A 24,223-nucleotide genomic window follows, 5' to 3' on the forward strand; every position below is an offset into this window, starting at 1 on the left:
GAAAAAAATATTGAGTTCGTGCATCAAGTAAATGATAAGTTACAAGAATAAGTGCAATATTTACTCGAACTCATCCTCTAGAGCTTCACTAGCAGTTCTGTAAGTTAAACATTTTCGTGTTCGGTGATTGATATCAAATAAAGCCTTGGAAACCAAGGCTTTTTTAATGCTATAAACTCATTAAAACAACTCCCAGTAAGGTGTGGAATGTTTTTTAGTCTGTGTCATATAAAAATAAATAGAATGAATAGCTATAGCTAGAGCTAAAATGGTTGTAATACTTACTACTATTATAGGATTAGAAGCAAAGATTAAAGAGAGAATCAAGGCAGCCAGATAGAGTGTAGCTTGGACACAGTAGTAACTTTTCGAATAGCGAAGATAGTGTTTGTTATAGGGCCCATTTGCTAGGACAGCAGCTTGGAAGAGGCCAATTCCGATATAAAAGAAGCTGGTTGCAAAGAGAAGATTAGTTTCAGGATTCAGAAGAAAACTCATCGAAACGGTCATCATAAGAAGTCCAATGAAAATAGGATAGTGACTGTAAATTAGAAATAGTCCCTTTTGATTAGATTCTTCATCAATAGCATGGTCGAATTGAACAAAATAAAACAAGAACAGAGAAAGCATAATAATGAAATAAAGAACCGAATAAATCGAGAAATTCTCGATTGTAAAGAAGTTAACTAGCCCCATAATCATCTCTCCAAACGTAATAATGACAAGAAGGGAGATGCGCTCGATTAAATGGGGGAGAACTATCTGGAAATGATCATCTTTACTAATCGAGGTAATTGGCGTAATAAATGTTAGCAGAATACTAGCATAAAGGATATAGACTCCAATGTAAATAGGAAGAAGAGCTGCTAGATAGATTTCTAAACTTCGTAGACCTGTTATCCATAGAAAACCTTTGATACTTTCCCTATGAACATTATCGGTTGATTTTTTAAAAAACTCAACCAAATATTGAAAAAATAAGGTAAGGGTTAATGTACCAATAGCCCAACAGACATAATGAAAATATTGTTGCCAATCATCTTTAATCAAATTGGATATAAAGAGTAAAAGTCCCATATTGATAAACATGATTACCATGTTAAATACAGAGTTCTTTCCATAGCGATTGGTATAAACGGTTTGAATCATCCAGGCATTGATGAGAAGCAAGACAGACATGAAAAAATCAAGCAAAGAATTCCAAGTCAAAATACCGTTATGAAGATGGTGAATTAAAGCAGTTACTTTTGAAATCGCAAAAACAAAAACTAGATCATAAAAAAGTTCTGAATAATTTACACGTTTATGTTTAACAAGAGTTGTCATCTCAAGTCCTTTCCATTCTAGAAGTACGATTTATTATAACAGAAAATGGTAATGAGAGAAAAGGATATGCTTAAATAACTTCATGTGACGCGAATTGTCAAAACCTTGGAGCACATTTACCTCATGTACCAACTTACAGGCGGAGTGTTTGATGATTGGTAATAAAGAATGGGTAATGAAAAAATTATCGAAATGGATAGGGAATATCCCTTTTTATTTTGCTTTAAATCAGATTTTTGGATGGAATAGTAGATGATAAGACAAAATATCTTTGAAGATACAAAAAGACAAACGCCAAAAATGACGTTTGTCTACGTTCTGAGGTAGCCTTTAGGCTCCCTTTTTTCTTAGAAAATACCGATGAGTAATTGCATGCCAAGACTAGTCAGGATGATAGCGATCCAGCAAAGGGCTCCAAGAAGAATGGATTTTCCACTGGATTTGATCATAGCAACGAGGTTAGTTTTGAGACCAATAGCACTCATAGCCATGATGATGAGGAATTTGGAGAGCTGTTTGAGAGGTGAAAAGAAGCTATTGCTAACACCAAAAGAAGTAAGGACGGTAGTTAGCAGAGAAGCTAGGATGAAGTAGAGAATGAAAACAGGGAAGATTTTTTTAAGCTTTACTCCTTGGTTGTTGTCTTGTTGACGGCTTTGCCAATAGGAGAGGAAGAGAGTAATAGGGATAATAGCTAAGGTACGAGTCAGTTTGACAATGGTTGCAGATTCTAGAGTATTGGTATGATACAGACTATCCCAGGCGCTAGCTGTGGCTGTTACAGAGGAAGTATCGTTGACCGCAGTACCCGCAAAGAGAGCAAAACCTTCGTTGGAGAGATGGAGCCAAGAACCTAGAGTTGGAAAGATAAGAGCTGCCAAGACATTGAAGAAAAAGATAACAGAAATGGCTTGGGCTACTTCTTTTTCCTTGGCGTGAATAACAGGAGCAGTCGCTGCAATGGCAGAACCGCCACAGATAGAAGAGCCTACCCCAATCAAGGTAGCTAGCTTTGTATCCATGTTAAAAAATCGTTGGAAAAAGAAAGCAATAATTAAAGCGATAGAAATAGTCGAAAGGATGACAGGAAGGGAAGATTTTCCAACTGCGAAAACTTGAGAGATATTGAGTCCAAAACCAAGTAAGATAACAGCATACTGAAGCAATTTTTTGGAGCTATAAGTCAAACCAGCATCCAGTTGTTTATAGGGAGTGAGAAAGGGGTAGAGAATCATTCCGATAAAAATGGCGAAAACAGGTGCTCCCACAACAGGCAGAAAGCCTCCTAAAACCCAAGAGATGATAGAAATGATCAGACAGACTAACAGTCCTGCCCAATTTTTTGATAGAAATGACATAAAAACCTCCGAAAATAAATACTTCTTATTATAATCTTATCTGTCAGAAAAGTAAAATAGAAAGTAGGAATAAGGTTGTAAATTAACGGAATTTTGCGGTCAGAGAGCTTTTGTAGTTTAATAGATATATGTTCTTTGATCAATAAGGATGCAAATGTGGCATATGTTATTGAAAAAAATGAATTTGATGAGCCTGGATATGTGAAGTAATTATGTGAGATAAGAAAATAAATAAGAGAGTTGAAAATGTACTGCACCCCAAAAGTTAGACAGAAAAAATCTAACTTTTGGGATCAGTACAAACAGTGCTTTTTTTGTTGAAATCGCAAAGAATCTAAGCTTTCTTTTTGCAGATAACATTCGCTCTTTTATTTTCGGTATGATTGAGTCGATGCCCCGTTCTCGACCGGTTATTATTGCAACTTATCGAATGCTAGAGCACTATGCCATCACTTTTTGGAAGAATACTTGGAGCAATTCTACGCAGAATGGAATGCGAAAAAGTGATAATTAAAGAGACAAAAAAGCTGAGAATATGATTTCCCAGCTTTTTTGAATGCGATAGAAATAGCAACTAGACTATTTACGAAAGACCTCAATAATGTAGGTGAAGCCAGTAACTAAAAATGCAAAGGCAATGACATAAACGACAAAGACACCTGTAGCCACTGGATTGAACAGAATCACTAGACCTAGTAAAAATTCAAGCAAGGCTACCCACGTGATATTGCTACCAATAATAGGGAAAATCAATCCTAGACGATTGCCTTTAAAGAAAGCAATAATGGCTTCTACAATTAACCAAATTCCTACAATGGTCGGAATGACGACCGGCAGGGTCAAAAAGCCATAAGCAACGAGGTAAAGAGCTAAGAGAAGACTAACAAATCCTTGGAAAAGATAAACAGGTGAGCGAAGCTCTTTTGGTGCAGAGAAATAGCCTAAAATAGCTGCTATAGAAGAAACCAGTAAATCAAATGCAATCCACCAGCTGTAAGCAACAAGATTAGCTACTGGGTTTGTAAATAGGAAAAGTCCTAAAAGGACAAAAACAACTCCTGCAAGGAATAGCAGTAAACGATTAGAAAATTTCATTTCAATACCCCCTATATAGTATAGTTTGCTAATAAAACTATTGTACTTATTTTTATAGAAAATGTCAATAAAATAAATAAACAATTTGGAAGTTTCAGTCTGACTTACAAAAAGAAAAGGAGTTTTCACTCCTTTTCACAGATTGAAGACAAAGTCCTTATAAAAGTGTCTTCTAAAGATTTTAACTTCAATCTGAAGCGAGGTTATCCTCGCTTTTTCTATTTATCAAACAATTCCTTATTTTCAATTAAGAGTTCTAGTGGAGATTTATCCCTTGCTACAATAAAACCAGGTTCATATTGGTTATGAAGTGTTCTTTTCTGAGAAGTTGGATCAATATACAACTCATCTCCATCTTCTGTGTATAGTTGGTTGCCTCTTGTTAAGTAAAGTAAATCCTCTAAGTACTGTCCATCAGTTTCTAGAAAATCTTCGATGTATTTGACAGCTTTTAAAATCTCACTTACTTTATCAGAGTATTCATTAGATTCAAGAACACTCTTTTCTAACTCAATCTCTTTACTAGTTCCAAATAGTTGGGTTGGAGTTGCATTAAAATATTCTGCTATCTTATCTAAATTTGCAAAGGTAGGATAGCTTTTTTGTTTTTCGTAGTCAGAGATGTCTGGAAAGATTGCTCATAAAAAAATGTGGGGCAAATGATGGGGCAAATCAGTTATAGACAAACAAAAAAGCCTTGTAAATCAAGGCTTTTTCCTGTTGTATGTAGATGCCCCCTACAGGGCTCGAACCTGTGACCCATAGATTAAGAGTCTACTGCTCTACCAACTGAGCTAAGGAGGCAAATATAAAAAGCTGTATTGGTGCCGATACTTCACGATTTGTATTGAACCCGCGCAATTAAGCAGGTGGGCAACTCGCTCTGACTTAGCTGCTTCCGCGTGAAACGGCCTGCATACTGCCAGAAGTCTTTTGTTTCCCTAATAATACAAAAAATAGTCGGTCAACACTTAAGTGTGAAGTCGTACACCACAGCGTTTCTATATGTATATGATACCACATTTTGAAAATATTTCAAGGAAAAATCTCAATTTTTTGAAACCGATGTCACTTTTTCTTAAATTGATCAATCTTCTCCTTGGTGGCTCCGAGAGCACGCTCGTACTTGCCATTTTCATTGGGAATAAAGTAGGAAGCGTGTTTGAGCTTGTCTGGCAAGTAGTCCTGATTGACCCAGTTGCCAGGGTAGTTGTGAGGGTATTTATAGTTTTGCGCATTTCCCAGTTCCTTGCTTCCAGCATAATGACCATCGCGGAGGTGGCGAGGAATAGGAAGGTTGCCAGAACTTCTAAGATCAGCCAGCGCCTTGTCCATGGCAACGTAGGCTGAGTTGGATTTCGGCGAAAGGGCTAGATCGATGACGATGTTGGCGATGAGAATGCGGGCCTCAGGAAAGCCGATGCGCTCAGCTGCTTGTAACGCTGTCACGGTATGAATCTGCGCATCTGGATTGGCCAGACCGATATCCTCATAAGCGATGACAGTCAAGCGACGAGCTAGGCTGGGTAGATCTCCGGCTTCGATCAAACGAGCTGCATAGTGGAGACTAGCATCGACATCCGAACCACGGATAGATTTTTGCAGAGCAGAGAGCACGTCGTAGTGGCCGTCTCCATCTTTGTCCATGGTGATGTAGCTGCGCTGGAGACTGTTTTCCATGATCTCTAGCGTAATATGGCGAATTCCTTCTGCATTTTCAGAGGTCGACAGCACCGCCAGATCGAGAGAATTAAAGGCAGAGCGAAGATCTCCATTGGTTGAGGTAGCGATGAAATCCAAAGCGTCCTCATCGAGCACGACTGGAAAATCAAAGCCACGGTCGGGATCGTCCAGCGCCGTTTTTAGAGCTTGCTTGACCTCCTCCGTCGTCAACGGTTCCAGCTCAAAGATTTGTACGCGGCTACGAATAGCGGGTGTGACAGAGAAAAAGGGATTTTCAGTCGTTGCACCGATCATGATGACCAGACCACTTTCGAGCAAAGGCAGGAGAAAATCTTGTTTAGTTTTATCGAGGCGATGGATCTCGTCCAAGAGCAGGACCAAGCCACCAGAAAATTTGGCCTCCTCTGCGATTTCTTGTAGGCGTTTTTTACTGTCAACCGTTGCATTAAAGGTCCGAAAAGCATACTTGGTCGTTCCTGCGATCGCAGAAGCAATACTGGTCTTTCCGATCCCCGGAGGTCCATAGAGAATCATAGAGGACAGACGATTGGCTTCGACCATGCGGCGAATGATTTTGCCTTCTCCGACCAGGTGCTGTTGACCGATGACTTGATCGATCGTCCGTGGTCGCATACGGAGTGCGAGATTGTCGGGCATTTCCTTCTCCTTTCTAGCTTTGTCTCCTTTCAAAGAGGCGTTTTTTATGGTAAGATTGTAGTAACTATTGTATCATATTCCGCTCTAAGAGTGGGAAATTAGAAAGAGGACGCTATGTCTAAATACGGATTTTTGGATGTTTTAGAAGAGGAGATGGACAAGGTTTTTCCCTTTGATTTTGAGATCAATTGGGATAAGAAAAACCATGCGGTAGAAGTGGCTTTTCTCTTGGAAGCACAGAATACGGGAGGGGTTGCCCTGGTTGATGAAGCTGGCGAAGAATCTGATGAGGATATTTTCTTTGAAGAAGCCGTGCTCTTCTACAATCCAGCCAAGTCTCATGTGGAGGAAGATGCCTATTTAACAGCGATTCCTTATGAGCCTAAAAAAGGCTTGTCTCGTGAGTTTCTAGCCTATTTTGCGACTTTCCTTAGAGATACAGCTGAGCTGGCCTTGGATGAGCTCATGGATTTCTTAGCAGACGAAGAAGCAGAGAGCTTTGAGATCGTCTGGAACCAAGAAGTTTTTGAAGAAGGCAAAGTCGGCCTAGAAGAAAGCACCTTTTACCCTTACCCGAGGTATTAGAAAGAAGACAAGCTTGATTTGAGTAAATGTAATGTAAAGAGAGGTAAATCTTGACAGCGGAAAAAAAATATATTGGTGCTTATAGCCGAGATGTTAGAGACTATTTTTCATTGTTGCCTACAGAACGAGAAATAGTAGAGCAGTTGCAGGCTATATACAGAGAAGAGAAAGGGCTTTTTGTCTTATGTGGTAACAGAGGGTCAGGAAAATCAAGTCTTAAAAATATTTCTTTGGAATTTGATAGAAAGTATAGTGGTGATAAAGATGACAAAGAAATTCTTGTAGTGAATGTGTCTTTTTTCAGTGGTAATAAAGATTTTCATAGAGAAATTTTAATGCAAATTCCTAATGCTATTTCCAAAAGAATGGAGGATATTGAAGACTATCTTGATGGTTTTATTAACGATGATAGAGGGTTTTATCCAACTCTAGAATTTAATGTTGAGAAAAAGACAAAAGAATACAATTGGTTAGAACAAAATCAAATTAGAAAAAAATTTTCAACAATTCATAAAAAGTTGAAAAAAATTGAGGAAAAAGAAAATACTTCAAATATTCATAATTTATGTAACAAGTTATTAAATAAAACCAGCGATGTAGAGGAACAATTTAAGATTTTAAATAAACAACATGGATTTCAAAAAAATAGCTGGTTTTCTTTTGAAAACAATCGAGTAGATATTTCAACTTTTCGTAAAAACATTGACGAACTGTATCAAAAGGTTGAGTATTTTGAAATAAAAGCGGATGAGCTGAAAAAATTAGAGGAAATCTTGCGTATTTCTCAACAACAACTGCAATATTTTGATATAGAAATAACAAATACAAAAAGATATTTAGAATCAACTACTTCAGATATATCAGCCGATTCATCTATTGATTTAAGTGCTGGTATAGGAGTAATAAAAACGGGATTACAATTAAGAGGGAAAAATTCTTCAAGCAACAATGAAGAATTGTCTCGGGAGTTAAAAAGTATTGTTACTGAGGAATTAAAAGAGCGTCAGCTACTACGACTTTTAAAAAACATGTCTGCATACTTTAATATTACTTTTTCTATAGATGAGTTAGATAAATGTAACACAGCTACAATTATTGATATGATTGATAAAAATAAAAGGTTATTTTTTGATTGTAATGTTTCGACATTGCTAATTACAGATATATCCACTGCAATATCTTTATTGGAAAAATCAGATTATATTTCTGAACCTAATATCATTGTTGTCCCTGACTTAGGTATTTTGGATTATATTCACAGGATTAATAATAAAGGGCTACCCCTAAGTTATAATTTTATTACTATTCTAGATTCCTATTTTGTGAATAGAATGAATAATAGGGAGTTAAATTATGGTAGAAAATATGAGGGAAGTACTTATTTTTCCAAGGGATTTGAACTTTACAAGTTTATGAATTCTACTCTTTATAAAGGTATAAATGAACTTTATAGACCGATGATATTGAAATTTTATTGGGAGTTAATTGACTTACTGGATTTTGTCGGGGAATTATCTAAAGAAGAATATGAACAGTTTGAGAATAGTTTTTTTAATAATAATGACTTGCATTCTTTAAAAATTAAGTTTATTCTGCATAAAATAATAGAGCAATTAACGACACAATCTTTTGATTACTCTTTTATTCTAAAAGATGATCGAAGCCAGTCTAGACAGACTGAAGTATTGGGAGAGTTTAATAAAAATGAATCCCATATTCGCAATTTTTTGCGACAGCTAGCTTTAAAACCAACGATACTTTCAGATGAGACTGCTTTTTTAAAAATAAATCATATAGATTCTCAAACTGAGGAATTTTACTACTTTGACATAGAATTCTCAGATTATCTAAGTAAATTGGGTATTGATGATGAAAAGTTTAAAAATATCTTATTGCAACTATCCGAGCCAGGAAAAAAAGGTTTATCTGATGGAAGAACTTATCGTTTTGCAACGGAGTTTTATGACCCTTCTCAAGGAGTTGATGATGCACGAGAAATTGTAAGGAGAGAGAATGTAGTTGGTGTCATTTTATTCTATCCTTATGACCATTCAGAGAGTGCTGATCCAAATCATCAGCCACTACAAAATGGAATTATTGTAACGGTAAATGATTTTGATGAAACTATATTATATCCATATCTGGGTTATATTGGTTTACATTCTCACAAACCGTATTATCTAACAGAGTTTAAAAAAGAATTAGAGAACCAAGATATTCCAATTCATGAAATAAAAGACGATGAGTTATGGGAAGCTTGTTTTGAAAAAGATAATAAAGAACTTAAAGATAAGATTTTTGAAGTGTGTAAAAAAGAAATAAAAAGTTGGCTCTATGAAATGAAAAATAGTAGAATCAATAGATAAAAAAATGGGCTAGACAAACAATTAATCTGAATAGTAAGTTTAGGAAATTGCAAGAGAAGTGTTCCACCTTCTTCACAATATATAGCAACCTCAATACTAAAAAATTTTAGTCAAATGAAAATTTGCTCTAAACTAAAAGGCTATTCAGCTTGCCAAACAAAAAAAGAATAACAGTAGAATGTTATGGGGCAGTATACGCTATTATTAAAACTGGTTAATAGAACTGGAAAGAAAATTAACCGAAGGAGTCTGATATGGAAATAGAAATTTCTGATTTTACAGGCTGTAAGATTGCTTTGTTTTGTGGGGATAAGATTCTAACCATCTTGCGCGATGATAAAGAAACGATTCCCTATCCTAATATGTGGGACTTGCCAGGTGGTGGTCGGGAAGGAAATGAGACACCTTTTGAGTGTGTGGCGCGTGAGGTTTATGAGGAACTGAACATCCAACTGTCTAAAGATGACGTCATCTGGTCTGGGATCTATCCTGGCATCTTGGATGAGAAGAAACAGTTCGTTTTTCTAGTTGGCAATCTAGCCCAAGAAGATTTTGATCGCATTGACTTTGGAGACGAGGGACAGGGCTATAAGTTAGTGAGCTTTGAAGAGTTTTTAATTTCAGATCGGGTTGTGCCTCAATTGCAAGAACGAGTGAGAGAATATGTGGAGAAGAAATTAGGATGAAGCGTAGTAAAAATATCAACATGTTTCTCATGGATGGAGAAGTTACTGGGATAATTAAATGTACCTTGTCAAATTGGACAGGGGTGATTTATAAAATTCCTCGAATTCAATTGGCTGATTTGAAATCTCGTGACGAAATGAAACAAAGTGGGATTTATTTCCTATTTGGTCGTAATGAGGATAAGCAAAAGGATGTTACCTACATCGGGCAGGCGACGAATCGCAAAAATGGTGAAGGTGTCCTTTTACGTGTGCAAGAACATACGCGGGATAACCATGCTGATTATTTTAATGATGTGATTATTTTGACGACGCAGAATAACTCCTTTGGTCCCACGGAAATTAGTTATTTGGAAAATAAATTTACACAATTAGCAAAGGATGCGGGGCGCTTCATTGTCAAAAATGGGAATGAGCCCAATTCTGGGAATGTAACAGAAGAAAAGCAGTCTGAGTTGGATGAGGTTGTAGAAAATACTTTGATGATTGTAGGAACCTTAGGGTACCGAGTGTTTGTTCCTATGACCAAGAAAACGGATCAGAATGTTTCTGATGAAAATTCAACTTATCTCTATTTGAAGCGAAAAACAAAGAAATCAAATCGAATGATTGAAGCCATCTGTGAACAGACTTCGGAAGGTTTTGTTGTTTTAGAAGGCAGTCAAGTGGATGAGGTTGATTCACCCGCAATACCAGCAAGTCTAAAAGAATTGCGTAAGGAATTAATCAAATCAAATGTGATTAAAGATGGTGTTTTACAAGAAAAACAACTGTTCTCCAGCCCATCTTATGCAGCTGCTTTTGTACTAGGAATGAATACGAATGGACGAACGGATTGGAAAAATAAGGACGGCAAGACCTTAAAAGAATTAGAAGAATTGATAGAGTGTTAAGGAGAATCAGATGGAAACATGGCAAGAGTTAAAAGTTACAGTGAAGCGTGAGGGTGAGGAGCTAGTCTCCAATCTCTTGATCGAGTTAGGCGCCCAAGGGGTCGCAATCGAGGACAGCATGGACTATGTGGGCAATGTGGACCGCTTCGGTGAGATTTTTCCTGATGTCGAGCAGCAGGAGGAAATCGTGGTGACGGCCTACTACCCGGAAACGGTTGATGTAGCAGCGGTTGAAGCGGACTTGCAGGCTCGCTTAGCAGAATTGACGGATTTTATGGATCTAGGAGAGGTCAAGATGGGGACGACTGCCTTGGCTGAGGAAGACTGGGCAGATAACTGGAAGAAATACTATGAACCAGCTCGTATCACTCATGACTTGACCATCGTGCCGTCATGGACAGACTATGAGGCAACAGCGGGAGAAAAGATTATCAAGCTGGATCCTGGTATGGCCTTTGGAACAGGAACCCACCCGACAACCAAGATGAGCCTCTTTGCCTTGGAGCAGGTTCTTCGCGGTGGCGAAACAGTGCTAGATGTGGGGACTGGTTCAGGTGTCCTTTCTATCGCCAGCTCACTTCTAGGTGCCAAGGAAATCTTCGCCTATGACCTGGATGATGTGGCGGTTCGTGTCGCTCAGGAAAATATTGAGCTCAATTCTGGCATGGAAAACATCCATGTAGCTCCAGGTGATTTGCTCAAGGGCGTGGAGATTGAGGCAGATGTCATCGTGGCCAACATCTTGGCGGATATTCTTATCCATCTGACAGATGATGCTTATCGTTTGGTCAAGGACGAAGGTTACCTGATCATGAGTGGAATTATCAAGGACAAATGGGACATGGTACGTGAGTCGGCTGAGTCAGCTGGATTTTTCCTTGAAACCCACATGATCCAAGGGGAATGGAATGCCTGCGTCTTCAAGAAGACCAAGGATATCTCCGGTGTGATTGGAGGCTAGCATGCAGCAGTATTTTGTAAAAGGTTTGGCTAGCTCACCTGTCACCATAGAGGACAAGGAGACCAGCAAGCACATGTTTCAGGTCATGCGCTTAAAAGAAGATGATGAGGTGACTTTGGTCTTTGATGATGGGATCAAGCGTTTGGCGCGCGTGGTAAATGTAGAAGCCCGTAAGTTGGAGCTAATCGAGGAATTAGCTGACAATGTGGAACTGCCAGTCCAAGTGACCATCGCATCAGGCTTTCCCAAGGGAGACAAGCTCGAGTTCATCACTCAGAAAGTAACGGAACTCGGTGCCAGCCAAATCTGGGCCTTCCCTGCAGACTGGTCCGTTGCTAAGTGGGACGGCAAGAAATTGGGTAAAAAGGTCGAGAAACTAGAAAAAATCGCCCTCGGAGCAGCCGAGCAAAGCAAGCGAAATCTGGTCCCAAGCATTACCCTTTTTGAGAAAAAGGCAGACTTTCTGGCTCAGTTCGACCAGTTTGACCGGATCGTGGTGGCCTATGAAGAGTCAGCTAAAGAAGGCGAGGCGGCCGCTCTGATTCAGTCGCTGACAGGCTTAGAAGCTGGATGTAAACTACTCTTTATCTTTGGACCAGAGGGCGGTTTATCCCCTGCAGAAATTAAAAGTTTTACAGCTAAAGGAGCAGTCCTTGCAGGACTTGGGCCTCGCATACTTCGAGCAGAAACAGCTCCACTCTACGCTCTCAGCGCCGTGAGTGTTGTCACAGAATTAATGAACTAACGAAGTGAAGGAATCGCTTCGTTAGTTTTTTTACAAGAATGATGAAAGCAAGGTGGATCCCAGAATGATCTTCGAGAAGTATCCGTATATTAAAGTAGCTTCATTGGTTCCCATCTGCTTCTAAAAGTGTTAAAATAGTATCCAAGAAACTGGAGAAAATACATGCCGAAAGAAGAGAATTTAACAGGGGACCAAGTCGTTGCCCTTACAAAAAAATATTTATCACCTGAAGATGTTGCTTTTGTGCAAAAGGCTTTGGTCTATGCGGTTGATTGCCATAATGGGCAATTCCGTCAGTCTGGCGAGCCTTATATCATCCACCCAATTCAAGTAGCAGGAATCCTTGCCAAGCTGAAACTGGATGCTGTGACGGTCGCCTGTGGCTTTTTGCATGATGTCGTAGAAGATACGGATGCGACTTTAGATGATTTAGAGCGCGAATTTGGTCATGATGTGCGCGTGATTGTCGATGGGGTGACCAAGCTCGGGAAGGTCAAGTACAAGTCCCATGAAGAGCAGTTGGCGGAAAACCATCGCAAGATGCTCATGGCCATGTCTCAAGATATCCGTGTCATTTTGGTCAAATTGGCAGACCGCTTGCATAATATGCGTACCCTCAAGCATTTGCGCAAGGATAAGCAAGAGCGCATTTCGCGTGAGACCATGGAGATCTATGCACCACTCGCCCACCGTCTCGGGATTTCCAGCGTCAAATGGGAACTTGAGGATTTGTCCTTCCGTTATCTGAATGAAGTCGAATTCTACAAGATTTCCCATATGATGAAGGAAAAACGTCGCGAGCGAGAAGAGTTGGTGGAAGAGGTTGTCCACAAGATTGAGACCTATGCTGGGGAACGCCATCTGCATGGAAAAATTTATGGTCGACCAAAGCATATCTATTCGATCTATCGCAAAATGCAGGATAAGAAGAAACGCTTTGATGAAATCTATGACTTGATTGCTATCCGCTGTATCCTGGATACCCCAAGCGATGTCTATGCCATGCTGGGTTACATCCATGAGCTCTGGAAGCCGATGCCGGGGCGTTTTAAGGACTATATTGCCAACCGGAAGGCCAATGGCTACCAGTCCATCCATACGACTGTCTACGGCCCTAAAGGACCGATTGAATTCCAGATCCGAACCAAGGAAATGCATGAAGTCGCTGAGTACGGGGTTGCGGCTCACTGGGCTTACAAAAAAGGCATCAAAGGTCAAGTCAACAGTAAGGAATCTGCTATTGGGATGAACTGGATCAAGGAGATGATGGAACTCCAAGACCAGTCAGGCGATGCTAAGGAATTCGTGGAAAATGTAAAAGAAGACATCCTGGCAGAAGAGATTTACGTCTTCACTCCAGATGGAACTGTGCGCTCGCTTCCCAAAGATTCCGGACCGATCGATTTTGCCTATGAAATCCACACCAAAGTTGGGGAAAAAGCGATTGGTGCTAAGGTCAATGGCCGGATGGTGCCCCTCAATACCAAACTTCGGACGGGAGATCAGGTGGAGATTATCACCAATGCCAATTCCTTTGGTCCGAGTCGTGACTGGTTGACCCTTGTTAAAACTAGCAAGGCACGCAACAAGATCCGTCAATTCTTTAAAAATCAAGATAAGGAATTGTCTATTAACCGTGGCCGTGACCTCTTGATGGCCCAATTCCACGAGCATGACTTGGTAGCCAATAAGTTCATGGACAAAAAGCACATGGACAAAGTGCTACAAAAATCAAGCTATAAGACAGAAGAAGCCTTGTTTGCGGCGATTGGTTTTGGAGAGATTGGGGCTATTACCATCTTTAACCGCTTGACGGAGGATGAACGCCGAGAAGAAGAGCGGGCTAAGGCACGCGCAGAAGCAGAAGAGCTAGTCAAAGGTGGCGAGGTCAAGGTTGAAAATAAAAAAGACACCCTCAAGGTCCGTCACGAAGGTGGCGTGGTCATCCAAGGTGCTTCTGGGCTCTTGATTCGGATTGCAAAGTGCTGTAACCCAGTTCCAGGTGATGAAATCGTCGGCTACATTACCAAAGGGCGCGGTGTTGCGATTCATCGTCGAGACTGTATGAACCTACGTGCCCAAGACAACTACGAGCAACGCTTGATTGATGTGGAGTGGGAAGATAACAACACGACCAAGGACTATATCGCTCACATCGATATTTACGGGCTCAACCGTGCAGGCCTTCTGAACGACGTGCTCCAAGTCCTCTCCAATACAGCTAAGATGATCTCAACTGTTAATGCCCAACCAACCAAAGATATGAAATTTGCCAATATACACATTTCCTTTGGGATTCCAAACTTGTCTATGTTGACAACAGTTGTGGATAAGATTAAGAGTGTGCCGGAGGTGTACTCTGTTAAGCGTACCAACGGCTAATTCGGCTGCTCAGAACTCTTTTATTGCTTGGTTAGCTCGTCTCGCCGTACTTAAGTACTGTCTTCGTCTCGCTGCCTTGCACTAAAAGCAACTGAACAGCCTTTACTTTTCAGATAGTGTGCCTGCGTCTCACTGCCTTGTCTGGAGCCGATTTTCTTTGAAGTAAGTAAGAACATGGTCAGAATTCTTTTATTAGTTGGTTAGCTCGCCTTGCTGCCTTGCTCTAAAAGCAACTGAACAGCCGTTGCTTTTCAGCTAGTCTGCCTGCGTCTCACTGCTTTGTCTGAAGTTGATGTTCTTTGAAGGTTAGTAGTGAATGCCCAATAGATTTATAAAATAGGATAGTAAAATGAAATTAGTGATTCAACGGGTTAAGAGTGCCTCAGTTTCCATTGATGGTCAAGTCTACAATGCGATCCAGCAAGGCTTGTTGCTCCTAGTGGGAGTGGGGCCTGAGGATGACCAGAAGGATTTGGATTATGCGGTCCGCAAGGTATCGCAGATGCGGATTTTCTCAGATGAGGAAGATAAGATGAATCTTTCGGTCAAAGATGTCCAAGGGGAAATCTTGTCGATCTCTCAATTTACCCTCTTTGCGGATACCAAAAAAGGCAACCGTCCTGCTTTTACAGGGGCTGCCAAGCCAGATATGGCCAGTCAGTTATATGATGCCTTTAATGATCAATTAGAAAAAGAAGTCCCTGTCAAACGAGGGATCTTTGGGGCCGATATGGCGATTGAATTGATCAATGATGGTCCAGTGACGATTTTGTTAGATACAAAAAATCCATAAGTAAGAAAACATGCAGTCGGTTTAGACTGCATGTTTTTCGATATAGAGTTGTTGGGCGATCACTTGGTTGATAGAAATTTCTTGTCCTTGGATGACTAAGTGATAGAGGCCTGTGTAGTCATCATATCGTTGAAACGCGATAGTATCCCCAATCTGGAGATGGATCTGGTCTAAGAATTTTAACAATTCATAGGTGTCATGGACCCTTTGCAGAATATACAGACCAGGTTGGGTCGCTTCGCTGAGACGGTCTTGGTAGGCTTCGACAAGCCTTTCGCCTTTCTTTGGAATTGTCCCACCGTGAGGGCAGGTCTTAGGAGTTCCAAGCATGTGATCCAGCTGGTCAATGAAATGTTCAGAAACGGTATGCTCGAGAACTTCTGCCTCTTCATGGACTTCTTCAGTTGTATAGTCAAGTTTTTCCAGAAGAAATACTTCGATCAAGCGGTGCTTGCGGTAGAGATCAGAGACCAACTGCGATCCTAGATCCGTTAGTAGATACCCATGGGTCTTATCCTTCACCAAGAGACCCTCTGAGATCATGCGCTTAATCATCTCGGTCACAGCGGGTGGAGAGACCTGCATGCGACTCGCGATTTCCTTGTTGCTAATTTTTTCTACTTCTGTGCCAATTTCATAAATGCACTTGAGGTAATCTTCTTTGTTTGGTGTCATGCTTTCCTCTTTTCTTCGCTCACTTCTAGTATATCAAAAATCTCCTCAAAAACGCTAGTGGAGTAATGAGAATTGTCTCAAGCTCCAAAAGATGGTAGTATAGAAGCATAGAAAGGACGGCACTATGAACAGACGGGAATTAGTGAGATTAGGCTGGAGAGAGAGTAGTTTAGCCTATCTAGAGAAGCACTTGCAGGGATTGAAAGATCCACAAGCCTACCAAGAACAATACCAGTCTGTCTTTTTCTTTGCCAGTCCTCTGTTTCAAAATATGTGGTTTCAAGAGATCAAAGATCTAACGGAAACGGCTGCCCAAGACTTGCTGAGGGGAGTCATGAAAATTCTTCTTATGCCAAGTGACCTGTCCGGAACTTGTGAAGAAACAGCCTTTCTTCTGAGTAGGATGGCTCCAGATTGTCCGCCAGGTTCCGACTTTTGGAAGGCTTTTTCACACGTCGTGCAAATCGCCTTTGAAAAGGATCCCTTAGCAGATCAGTCGGGAGATCAGCTCTTGAAACGCCAGGTTCACCAGTTACGCTACCTACTTTCAAGTTACCAAGCCCAGTGGATTCGGACGCATGAGGCCAGAGCTGGACAGACTGACGAGGAGGCCTTACAAGCTTACCTACAGGAGGCTAGAGCGGTCACGGTGGATGCTTATGCGGCTGCTCGCCTTCACAATAAGGTCTCCCTAGGGCCAGATGGTCACCTTCATTATCCATCAGGGACCTCCCAACAAGTCAATTTCAAGGTCTTGTTAAATTTCCATACGGAGTATATTCTCGATCAAGCCGGGCGTTTTCTCAATGAAGTCGATCCAGTAGAAGTTTCTGAAAATGGCATTGTCAATGGGGCTAGTTTTAACTACGGGCTGGCTAGGGGACGGACCCATAAGGACTTAGATATTGACCCCGTCAAAGCTTGGGATCCAGCCTTTCGCAAGCATGTCCTCTATCAGCAAGATGTTCGCTATCTAGCCCCTAAAAATGATCGCAGTGTCGAAGGCTACTGGAGTCGAAAAGGAGTCTTTGCACAAGGAGGCAAGAGCTACAAGCAACAAGTGGCACAGCGCGTGCGGAGTTTCCTCAGAGGCATCCCTCGCTTACGCTGGCGCGTCCTCCTACAGAATGGACTTCATCGGATTTTATAGCAATGGAAAAGAGGTCGCAGACCTCTTTTTTCATTTATCCAAGCGCATTGACGGCTTCGATTGCAGCGTCGTAATTTGGTTCGCTGTTGATATTGTCTAGGTATTCAACGTAAGTAACCTTGTTATCCGCATCTAAGACCAAGACAGCGCGTGCGAGTAGGTGCCATTCATTGATCAAGAGGCCGTATGCTTTCCCGAAGGAATGGTCGTAGTAGTCTGAGAGCATGATGGCATTGTCGAGCCCTTCAGCAGCGCACCATTTACCTTGAGCAAAAGGAAGGTCGACAGAGACCGTCAAGACGACAGTGTCTTCCATATCCGATAAGGTTTGATTGAAGTGACGTGTTTGCATCGAACAGATACCTGTGTCGATGGATGGGATAATGCTGAGGACTTTTTTCTTGCCAGCAAAATCAGCTAAAGATTTCTTCTCAAGAGCTGGAGTGATCAATGAAAAGTCATGAGCAGTATCGCCAACTTGAAGTTGAGATCCGGTAAAGGTAACAGGGTTTCCTAAAAATGTTGTCATAGCAAAGACTCCTTTTTTCTTTTCATTGTACATCAATGAAGGGGGAAGAGCCACTGATTTGTTTGAGAATCTAATCAGTTTGGAATCTTATTTGTTCAAACCTTCTGCGATCTTGTCTAAGTTCCATTTCATCATGCTGTAGTAGCTATCACCTTTTTCTCCCTCTTTGGCAATGGAATCAGTGAAGATCTTTGCATAGATCGGGATATTGGTATCTTTAGACACAGTTTTCATAGGACGTTCATCGACGCTAGATTCAACAAAGAGGGCAGGCACCTTGGTTTGCCGGAGCTTTTCTACCAGCGTTTTGATTTGGTCAGGTGTGCCTTCTTCTTCCGTATTGATTTCCCAGATATAGGCGGATGGGACGCCGTAGGCTTTGGAGAAGTATTTGAAGCAGCCTTCGCTGGTTACAATCATCTTCTTCTCTTCTGGGATATTGTTGAATTTTTGTTTGGCTTCTTGGTCGAGCTTGCTGAGTTTTTCAGTATAGGCAGCTAGATTTTTTTCGTAGAAGTCCTTGTTTTTGGGATCTTTTGCGATCAATTGTTTGGCAATGTTTTTAGCGTAGAGGATCCCGTTTTCGAGATTGAGCCAAGCGTGAGGGTCTTCTTTTCCAGCTTGGTTTTGGCCTTCCAAGTAGATGACGTCGACTCCGTCGCTAGCTGCGAAATAGTCTTTGTTTTCAACTTTATTGGCATTTTTGACCAATTTAGTAAACCAAGCATTGCCACCGGTTTCGAGGTTGATCCCGTTGTAGAAGATGAGGTCTGCTTGCGAAGTCTTTTTGACATCTTCTGGAAGCGGTTCGTACTCGTGAGGATCTTTGCCGACAGGAACGATACTGTGCAGCTCGATCTTATCCCCAGCTATATTTTTGGTGATATCTGCAAGGATGGAGTTGGTGGTGACCACTTTCAATTTATCAGAAGCTCCAGAAGAAGAGCCTTTGCTACAGGCCAACAGACCAAATAAGAGTGCCACAAAGAGGGCGAGGATAGAAGCGGTTTTTTTCATGTGTTTCTCCTTTAATGAGATGAAAGAGCGTGCTTATTCTTTCTCTGCTTAGGAGCGATAAAGAAGCTGATGAGAAAGAAGACAGCAGAAGTGAGGACAATACAAGACCCGACGGCGATGTTTAAGCTATAGCCAATAAAGAGTCCCAGGATGGATGCAAGAGCACCTAATCCGGATGAAAGGAGCATCATGGACCAGAGACTATTGGTATAGAGATAGGCCGTCGCAGCGGGTGTAATGAGCATGGCGACGATGAGAATGGTTCCGACACTCTGCATAGCAGTGACAGAAACCAAGGTCAAGAGCACCATAAGGAGGTAGTGATAGACCTTGACCCGGACGCCCATGGATTGAGCCAGAACAGGATCAAAAGATGTGAGCAGTAAGGGTCGAAAGAGTAGGACAATCACCAGCAAGACCGCAGCACCAACACCGATGGTTATCCACATATCCCGGTCTTGGACGGCCAAGATATTCCCAAAGAGGATGTGGAAAAGGTCGGTGGAACTTTTAGCGACTCCAATCAGGATGACTCCTAAGGCGAGGAAAGAAGAAAAGGTAATCCCAATTGCAGTGTCGCTCTTGATGATGGAGTTGCTCTTGATATAGGTGATAAGGACGGACGCCAGGAGGCCAAAGACAATAGCGCCAATAAAGAAATTGATGCCTAGGATAAAGGAGAGAGCCACACCAGGAAGAACTGCGTGTGAGATAGCGTCTCCCATGAGAGACATGCCTCTTAAAATAATGAAGCATCCAACGGCTCCAGCGACAATCCCGATGGCGATGGCTGTGATCAGGGCATTCTGTAAGAAGTGGAATTGCTGTAATCCATCGATAAATTCTGTAATCATCCGACGCCACCTCCTATAAAGAGTTCATGCCCATAGGCTGCATGCAGATTTTCTTTGGTAAAGGTTTCCTCTGTTTTCCCAAATGCAATCAGTTTACGATGAAGGAGGAGGACCTGGTCGAAATAAGCTGGGACCTTGCTGAGGTCGTGATGGACGATCAGAATGGTCTTGCCTTCTTGTTTCAAGGTCTGGAGGGTCTGCATGATGATGTCTTCGCTGACAGAGTCAATCCCTGCGAAGGGCTCATCCAAAAAAATGACATCCGCTTCTTGGACCAAGCAGCGGGCGATCAGCACCCGTTGGAATTGCCCTCCTGAAAGCTGGCCGATCTGGCGATCCGCTAGATCAAGAAGATTGACAAGTTTCAAGGCATTTTCCACTTTTTGGAGATCTTCTTTGCTTTTTCTCTTGAAGATAGAAAGGTGGGGATAAAGACCCAGTGAGATGCACTCCCGCACCGTGATGGGGAAGTGGAAATCAATAGCGGATTTCTGTTCGACGTAGGCCACTCGTTGAAGAGCTTGGCCGAGATCTTTTTGATCGAGCAGGACCTTTCCCGCATGAGGGAGAAGTCCTAGCATGGCCTTGATTAGGGTTGATTTTCCAGCCCCATTGGGGCCAAGAATGCCTAGGATGGTTGGACCCTGGATGGTGAGGGAAAGATCCTCCAAGGCCAGTGTTTGCTGGTAAGCAACACTGAGATGTTCAATTTGAATCATGATTTTGCTCCTTTACCATTAATATACATGAATAAAAAAATTAAGTCAAGTTAATTTTTGAAATAATTATACACGAATAAAAAGTTAAGTCAAGTTAATTTTTAAAATAATTCAACTTAAATCTCTTGAAATCATTGAAAAAAGTTCCTATTTTTGATAAGGTTATTAGAAAAGAATGAAAGCGAGAAGATCATGGTACGTTTACAAGATGATTTTTATGATTACGTCAATGGGGAATGGGCTGAGACAGCTGTGATTCCTGATGACAAACCGTCAACTGGTGGTTTTATGGACTTGATCCAAGATATCGAAAACTTGATGTTGGATATCACTGGAAAATGGCAACGGGGAGAAGAGCTGCCTGAAGACAGCATTCTGCAAAACTTCGTCAAATACCACAAAATGGTGGCAGATTTTGATGCGCGAGAAGCAGCCGGTGTCGCTCCAGCTATGCCTTTGATCAATGAAATTAAGGCTCTGTCTTCTTTTGAAGACTATACCAGCAAGTTGGGTACCTATGAACTAGCTGGCAAACCAAATCTCATGCCATTTAGCGTGTCACCAGACTATATGAATGCTCAAATGAATGTCTTGTGGGGAGAAGCGCCGGCTCATATCTTGCCAGATACGACCTACTATGAAGAAGGCAACGAAAAAGGACCAGAATTGCTGGCTATCTGGCGCCAAATGATGGAAAAACTCTTACCTAAATTTGAATTCTCAGAGGCAGAAATCAAAGATATCCTGGATAAGGTCATTGCGTCGGATGCAGAATTGGCCAAATATATCTTGTCAAATGAAGAAAGATCCGAGTACAACAAACTCTACCATCCTTATGAGTGGGCAGATTTCAAGGCCTTGGTTCCAGAATTGCCACTCGATACTTTCTTTACAGAAGTGATCGGACAAACTCCGGATAAAATCATCGTTCCAGAAGAGCGTTTCTGGAAGGAATTCGCACCAACATTCTATTCAGCAGCCAACTGGGAAACTATTCATGCAAGATTGAAACTCGGTGCAGCCGTAGATTGGACTTTATTCTTGACCGAAGAAATCCGTGTCTTGGCTGGTGAATATAGTCGTACGATTGCAGGTGTTCCAGAACCTCGTCCAAAAGAAAAGGCGGCCTTGTCATTAGCAGAAGTACCATATAGCCAAGCGCTTGGACTCTGGTATGCGGGAGAAAAATTTTCACCAGAAGCAAAAGCAGATGTAGAGCATAAAGTAGCGACCATGATTGACGTCTACAAGGAGCGCTTAGAAAAAGCAGACTGGCTCGCTCCTGAAACTCGTGAAAAAGCCATTGTCAAACTCAATGTCATCACACCACATATCGGCTACCCTGAAAAATTACCAGAAACATACGCCAAAAAGATCATCGACGAAAGCAAGACCTTGGTTGAAAATGCTCAAGCCCTTTACGAAATTTCCATTGCCCATACTTGGAGCAAGTGGAACCAACCGGTTGATCGAAGCGAATGGCACATGCCAGCCCACCTGGTCAATGCCTACTATGATCCGCAACAGAACCAAATCGTCTTCCCAGCAGCGATTTTACAAGCCCCTTTCTATGACCTTCACCAATCATCATCAGCCAACTACGGCGGAATCGGTGCAGTCATTGCCCATGAAATCTCCCACGCCTTTGACACCAATGGTGCTTCCTTTGATGAGCACGGTAGCTTGAAAGACTGGTGGAAGCCAGAAGATTACGAAGCCTTTACCGCTCGGACTCAAAAAGTCATCGATCAGTTTGAAGGACAAGACTCTTACGGTGCCAAGATCAACGGGAAATTGACCGTTTCTGAAAACGTAGCAGACCTCGGTGGTATCGCTGCAGCCCTTGAAGCCGCTAAGAAAGAGGAAGATTTCTCAGCAGAAGAATTCTTCACCAACTTTGCTCGCATCTGGCGCATGAAAGCTCGGACAGAGTACATGCAACTCCTCGCAAGTGTCGATGTCCATGCACCAGGAAAACTTCGCACCAATGTCCAATTACCAAACTTTGACGAATTCTTTGAAACCTTTGATGTCAAAGAAGGCGACGGCATGTGGCGCGCACCAGAGGATCGTGTGATTATTTGGTAAACTAAGATAGGAGAGACGATTCGGTTTACCGAAACTTCCTGCAGAAAAATAGGAAATCAATGCCGCATTCCCTGAATGCCAATTGATTTATCTTTTTTCCAAAGGAAGTAGTCTCGACTTCAGTTAAGCAATTGATTGATTTTCTTGACCATGTGGGCCATGCCCACCAGGCAATCTCTCTTTTTCTCGACGCTTTTAGGGCGAGTTCAATTTCGCGATACTCGTTTCGTTGATCAAAGTAAGTAGTCTCAACTTCAGTTAAGCGATTGATTTTCTTGATCGCTCGTGAAAAAAATAAAAATCCCCAAAGTCAAGTTTCAACCTACTGAAACTAGCTTTGGGGATTTTTGAGTGGATTAGAAATCATAAGAGAAATCAAATAATCAAATAATAATGAAGCGTTTTCAATGGCTGCCTGAACAGATAAATTTAATTGAGTGGAGCCTTGTATAATTCTTTGAATTTCATAGAAATAAATGCTACTATAGGTGTGAACTAAATAAATTTTAAAGGAGCAGACTATGAGAAATTTTGCAAGTCCGTCACGTTACATTCAAGGTGAGAATGCCTTATTTGAAAATGCGCAATCTATTTCAGAATTAGGGAATCACCCTGTTTTGCTATGTGATTCAGTGGTCTATGATATCGTAGGGAAGCGTTTTGAAGAATACCTTGGTCAAAATGGGCTCACGGTTTTGCCAGTCTTCTTCAATGGAGAAGCTTCTGATAACGAAATCAATCGTGTGGTTAGTTTGGCAGAAGAAAATGGCTGTGATTTGGTCATTGGACTTGGTGGAGGAAAGACCATCGATAGTGCGAAAGCTATTGCCGATCTTTTAAAATCACCAGTTGTGATTGCTCCTACCATTGCCTCTACAGATGCTCCCGTTTCCGCTTTGTCAGTTATCTACACGGATGAAGGTGCCTTTGCTCGCTATATTTTCTATTCTAAAAACCCAGAATTGGTCTTGGTGGATAGCAAAGTCATCTCTCAAGCACCAAAACGTTTGCTCGCTTCTGGTATCGCAGATGGATTAGCGACTTGGGTCGAAGCGCGTGCGGTAATGCAAGCCAATGGAAAAACCATGTTGGGTCAACGACAAACCTTAGCGGGTGTCGCCATTGCACAACGTTGTGAAGAAACCTTATTTGCAGACGGTCTTCAAGCCATGGCTGCTTGTGAAGCCAAAGTCGTAACCCCTGCTCTTGAAAACATTATTGAAGCTAATACCCTTCTCAGTGGGATTGGATTTGAAAGTGGGGGATTAGCAGCTGCCCATGCCATCCATAATGGCTTTACTGCCCTTACTGGGGACATCCACCATTTGACTCATGGTGAAAAAGTAGCCTATGGAACCTTGGTTCAATTGTTCTTGGAAAACCGTCCGAAGGAAGAATTGAACAAATACATTCGTTTCTATCAACAAATCGGTATGCCAACCACTCTGAAAGAAATGCATCTTGAAACTGCAAGTTATGAAGATCTTCTCAAGGTTGGCCAACAGGCCACCATCGAAGGAGAAACCATCCATCAAATGCCATTTGAAGTGAAGGCTTCTGATATTGCCCAAGCCATCGTAGCAGTAGATGCCTACGTTCAAGGTTTGGCCTAAGATGGCTTTGTCGACAAACCAAGAACTCCCATACCTTATGGTAATGGG

General features: G+C 41.7%; 21 protein-coding genes, 1 tRNA gene and 1 other RNA gene. 11 read left to right on the forward strand and 12 right to left on the reverse strand.

Going from position 1 to position 24,223, the window contains the following annotated elements; genetic code table 11:
- Positions 1-180: 180 nt before the first annotated feature.
- The 7 genes from QM870_RS08085 to QM870_RS08115 all read right to left on the reverse strand — a co-directional run bounded on the left by QM870_RS08085 (position 181) and on the right by QM870_RS08115 (position 6,119).
- Positions 181-1,326 carry a low temperature requirement protein A gene (locus QM870_RS08085; RefSeq protein WP_049473941.1) on the reverse strand — a complete coding sequence of 382 codons (1,146 nt, stop codon included), beginning with the start codon at positions 1,324-1,326 and terminating at the stop codon, positions 181-183.
- Positions 1,327-1,673: 347 nt separating this feature from the next.
- Positions 1,674-2,684: a YeiH family protein gene (locus QM870_RS08090; RefSeq protein WP_003009857.1), complete on the reverse strand. Its 1,011-nt coding sequence runs from the start codon at positions 2,682-2,684 to the stop codon at positions 1,674-1,676.
- 579 nt (positions 2,685-3,263) lie between these two features.
- Positions 3,264-3,779 carry a DUF308 domain-containing protein gene (locus tag QM870_RS08095; protein WP_021767032.1) on the reverse strand — a complete coding sequence of 172 codons (516 nt, stop codon included), beginning with the start codon at positions 3,777-3,779 and terminating at the stop codon, positions 3,264-3,266.
- 218 nt (positions 3,780-3,997) lie between these two features.
- The gene (locus tag QM870_RS08100) at positions 3,998-4,414 is read right to left on the reverse strand and encodes a helix-turn-helix domain-containing protein (RefSeq protein WP_233331986.1); all 417 of its coding nucleotides are present in this window, start codon (positions 4,412-4,414) and stop codon (positions 3,998-4,000) included.
- Positions 4,415-4,510: 96 nt separating this feature from the next.
- Positions 4,511-4,583: transfer RNA gene (locus tag QM870_RS08105), tRNA-Lys, on the reverse strand.
- A gap of 5 nt (positions 4,584-4,588) precedes the next feature.
- Positions 4,589-4,781: non-coding RNA, 6S RNA (gene ssrS, locus QM870_RS08110), on the reverse strand.
- Positions 4,782-4,847: 66 nt separating this feature from the next.
- Positions 4,848-6,119, reverse strand: a complete 1,272-nt coding sequence (locus QM870_RS08115; protein ID WP_037608262.1) for a replication-associated recombination protein A — start codon at positions 6,117-6,119, stop codon at positions 4,848-4,850.
- A 114-nt stretch (positions 6,120-6,233) separates the two neighbouring features.
- Between QM870_RS08115 and QM870_RS08120 the strand changes: the two genes are divergently transcribed.
- The 8 genes from QM870_RS08120 (at position 6,234) to dtd (ending at position 15,530) form a co-directional block, all read left to right on the forward strand.
- Positions 6,234-6,704: a DUF3013 family protein gene (locus tag QM870_RS08120; protein ID WP_003009881.1), complete on the forward strand. Its 471-nt coding sequence runs from the start codon at positions 6,234-6,236 to the stop codon at positions 6,702-6,704.
- A 50-nt stretch (positions 6,705-6,754) separates the two neighbouring features.
- Complete coding sequence (locus QM870_RS08125) at positions 6,755-9,070, forward strand: P-loop NTPase family protein (protein ID WP_023919608.1); 2,316 nt, start codon at positions 6,755-6,757, stop codon at positions 9,068-9,070.
- A gap of 254 nt (positions 9,071-9,324) precedes the next feature.
- Positions 9,325-9,756 (forward strand): NUDIX hydrolase, encoded by a 432-nt coding sequence (locus QM870_RS08130; protein ID WP_023919606.1) that lies wholly within the window; start codon positions 9,325-9,327, stop codon positions 9,754-9,756.
- Positions 9,753-10,649, forward strand: coding sequence for a GIY-YIG nuclease family protein (locus QM870_RS08135; protein WP_414369263.1), 897 nt, complete (start codon positions 9,753-9,755; stop codon positions 10,647-10,649). The genes QM870_RS08130 and QM870_RS08135 overlap by 4 nt, the downstream gene beginning before the upstream one ends.
- Positions 10,650-10,659: 10 nt before the next feature.
- Positions 10,660-11,610 carry a 50S ribosomal protein L11 methyltransferase gene (gene prmA, locus QM870_RS08140; RefSeq protein ID WP_247926316.1) on the forward strand — a complete coding sequence of 317 codons (951 nt, stop codon included), beginning with the start codon at positions 10,660-10,662 and terminating at the stop codon, positions 11,608-11,610.
- A gap of 1 nt (position 11,611) precedes the next feature.
- Positions 11,612-12,355 (forward strand): 16S rRNA (uracil(1498)-N(3))-methyltransferase, encoded by a 744-nt coding sequence (locus tag QM870_RS08145; protein ID WP_003009896.1) that lies wholly within the window; start codon positions 11,612-11,614, stop codon positions 12,353-12,355.
- A 162-nt stretch (positions 12,356-12,517) separates the two neighbouring features.
- Positions 12,518-14,737 (forward strand): RelA/SpoT family protein, encoded by a 2,220-nt coding sequence (locus tag QM870_RS08150; RefSeq protein WP_070465231.1) that lies wholly within the window; start codon positions 12,518-12,520, stop codon positions 14,735-14,737.
- Positions 14,738-15,086: 349 nt separating this feature from the next.
- Complete coding sequence (gene dtd, locus QM870_RS08155; protein WP_003004672.1) at positions 15,087-15,530, forward strand: D-aminoacyl-tRNA deacylase; 444 nt, start codon at positions 15,087-15,089, stop codon at positions 15,528-15,530.
- A 21-nt stretch (positions 15,531-15,551) separates the two neighbouring features.
- On the opposite strand, the gene QM870_RS08160 is transcribed toward dtd, so the two are convergent.
- The gene (locus QM870_RS08160; RefSeq protein WP_155168078.1) at positions 15,552-16,205 is read right to left on the reverse strand and encodes a metal-dependent transcriptional regulator; all 654 of its coding nucleotides are present in this window, start codon (positions 16,203-16,205) and stop codon (positions 15,552-15,554) included.
- Positions 16,206-16,329: 124 nt separating this feature from the next.
- Between QM870_RS08160 and QM870_RS08165 the strand changes: the two genes are divergently transcribed.
- Positions 16,330-17,355 carry a DUF3114 domain-containing protein gene (locus QM870_RS08165; protein WP_061455732.1) on the forward strand — a complete coding sequence of 342 codons (1,026 nt, stop codon included), beginning with the start codon at positions 16,330-16,332 and terminating at the stop codon, positions 17,353-17,355.
- Between the two features lie 34 nt (positions 17,356-17,389).
- Here QM870_RS08165 and tpx read toward each other — a convergent pair whose 3' ends face one another.
- From tpx to QM870_RS08185, 4 genes are all read right to left on the reverse strand, one after another.
- Entirely contained in the window at positions 17,390-17,884 is a 495-nt protein-coding gene (gene tpx, locus QM870_RS08170; RefSeq protein WP_061455731.1) for a thiol peroxidase, read from the reverse strand.
- An 87-nt stretch (positions 17,885-17,971) separates the two neighbouring features.
- Complete coding sequence (fimA, locus tag QM870_RS08175) at positions 17,972-18,901, reverse strand: metal ABC transporter substrate-binding lipoprotein/fibrin-binding adhesin FimA (protein WP_061455730.1); 930 nt, start codon at positions 18,899-18,901, stop codon at positions 17,972-17,974.
- Positions 18,902-18,912: 11 nt separating this feature from the next.
- Positions 18,913-19,755, reverse strand: coding sequence for a metal ABC transporter permease (locus QM870_RS08180; RefSeq protein ID WP_003004302.1), 843 nt, complete (start codon positions 19,753-19,755; stop codon positions 18,913-18,915).
- Entirely contained in the window at positions 19,752-20,474 is a 723-nt protein-coding gene (locus QM870_RS08185; protein WP_049473923.1) for a metal ABC transporter ATP-binding protein, read from the reverse strand. Before QM870_RS08185 ends, QM870_RS08180 begins: the two co-directional genes overlap by 4 nt.
- 192 nt (positions 20,475-20,666) lie before the next feature.
- On the opposite strand from QM870_RS08185, the gene QM870_RS08190 reads away from it, so the two are divergent.
- Together QM870_RS08190 and QM870_RS08195 are read left to right on the forward strand one after the other, a co-directional pair.
- Positions 20,667-22,562: a M13 family metallopeptidase gene (locus tag QM870_RS08190; RefSeq protein ID WP_155200304.1), complete on the forward strand. Its 1,896-nt coding sequence runs from the start codon at positions 20,667-20,669 to the stop codon at positions 22,560-22,562.
- A gap of 521 nt (positions 22,563-23,083) precedes the next feature.
- Positions 23,084-24,175 carry a glycerol dehydrogenase gene (locus tag QM870_RS08195; protein ID WP_061591484.1) on the forward strand — a complete coding sequence of 364 codons (1,092 nt, stop codon included), beginning with the start codon at positions 23,084-23,086 and terminating at the stop codon, positions 24,173-24,175.
- The last annotated feature ends 48 nt before the right edge of the window (positions 24,176-24,223 follow it).

The organism is Streptococcus parasanguinis, from assembly GCF_047463195.1.
GTDB classification, from domain to species: Bacteria; Bacillota; Bacilli; order Lactobacillales; family Streptococcaceae; genus Streptococcus; species Streptococcus parasanguinis_R.

What these genes read in the sequence shown, in the direction of transcription:
- QM870_RS08160 (WP_155168078.1), bottom strand. Translation starts at nt 16,205, where the DNA reads ATGACACCAAACAAAGAAGATTACCTCAAGTGCATTTATGAAATTGGC.
- QM870_RS08195 (WP_061591484.1), top strand. Translation starts at nt 23,084, where the DNA reads ATGAGAAATTTTGCAAGTCCGTCACGTTACATTCAAGGTGAGAATGCC.
- QM870_RS08115 (WP_037608262.1), bottom strand. Translation starts at nt 6,119, where the DNA reads ATGCCCGACAATCTCGCACTCCGTATGCGACCACGGACGATCGATCAA.
- QM870_RS08190 (WP_155200304.1), top strand. Translation starts at nt 20,667, where the DNA reads ATGGTACGTTTACAAGATGATTTTTATGATTACGTCAATGGGGAATGG.
- QM870_RS08150 (WP_070465231.1), top strand. Translation starts at nt 12,518, where the DNA reads ATGCCGAAAGAAGAGAATTTAACAGGGGACCAAGTCGTTGCCCTTACA.
- prmA (WP_247926316.1), top strand. Translation starts at nt 10,660, where the DNA reads ATGGAAACATGGCAAGAGTTAAAAGTTACAGTGAAGCGTGAGGGTGAG.
- QM870_RS08180 (WP_003004302.1), bottom strand. Translation starts at nt 19,755, where the DNA reads ATGATTACAGAATTTATCGATGGATTACAGCAATTCCACTTCTTACAG.
- fimA (WP_061455730.1), bottom strand. Translation starts at nt 18,901, where the DNA reads ATGAAAAAAACCGCTTCTATCCTCGCCCTCTTTGTGGCACTCTTATTT.
- QM870_RS08120 (WP_003009881.1), top strand. Translation starts at nt 6,234, where the DNA reads ATGTCTAAATACGGATTTTTGGATGTTTTAGAAGAGGAGATGGACAAG.
- dtd (WP_003004672.1), top strand. Translation starts at nt 15,087, where the DNA reads ATGAAATTAGTGATTCAACGGGTTAAGAGTGCCTCAGTTTCCATTGAT.
- QM870_RS08090 (WP_003009857.1), bottom strand. Translation starts at nt 2,684, where the DNA reads ATGTCATTTCTATCAAAAAATTGGGCAGGACTGTTAGTCTGTCTGATC.
- QM870_RS08185 (WP_049473923.1), bottom strand. Translation starts at nt 20,474, where the DNA reads ATGATTCAAATTGAACATCTCAGTGTTGCTTACCAGCAAACACTGGCC.
- QM870_RS08130 (WP_023919606.1), top strand. Translation starts at nt 9,325, where the DNA reads ATGGAAATAGAAATTTCTGATTTTACAGGCTGTAAGATTGCTTTGTTT.
- QM870_RS08085 (WP_049473941.1), bottom strand. Translation starts at nt 1,326, where the DNA reads ATGACAACTCTTGTTAAACATAAACGTGTAAATTATTCAGAACTTTTT.
- QM870_RS08165 (WP_061455732.1), top strand. Translation starts at nt 16,330, where the DNA reads ATGAACAGACGGGAATTAGTGAGATTAGGCTGGAGAGAGAGTAGTTTA.
- tpx (WP_061455731.1), bottom strand. Translation starts at nt 17,884, where the DNA reads ATGACAACATTTTTAGGAAACCCTGTTACCTTTACCGGATCTCAACTT.
- QM870_RS08135 (WP_414369263.1), top strand. Translation starts at nt 9,753, where the DNA reads ATGAAGCGTAGTAAAAATATCAACATGTTTCTCATGGATGGAGAAGTT.
- QM870_RS08145 (WP_003009896.1), top strand. Translation starts at nt 11,612, where the DNA reads ATGCAGCAGTATTTTGTAAAAGGTTTGGCTAGCTCACCTGTCACCATA.
- QM870_RS08095 (WP_021767032.1), bottom strand. Translation starts at nt 3,779, where the DNA reads ATGAAATTTTCTAATCGTTTACTGCTATTCCTTGCAGGAGTTGTTTTT.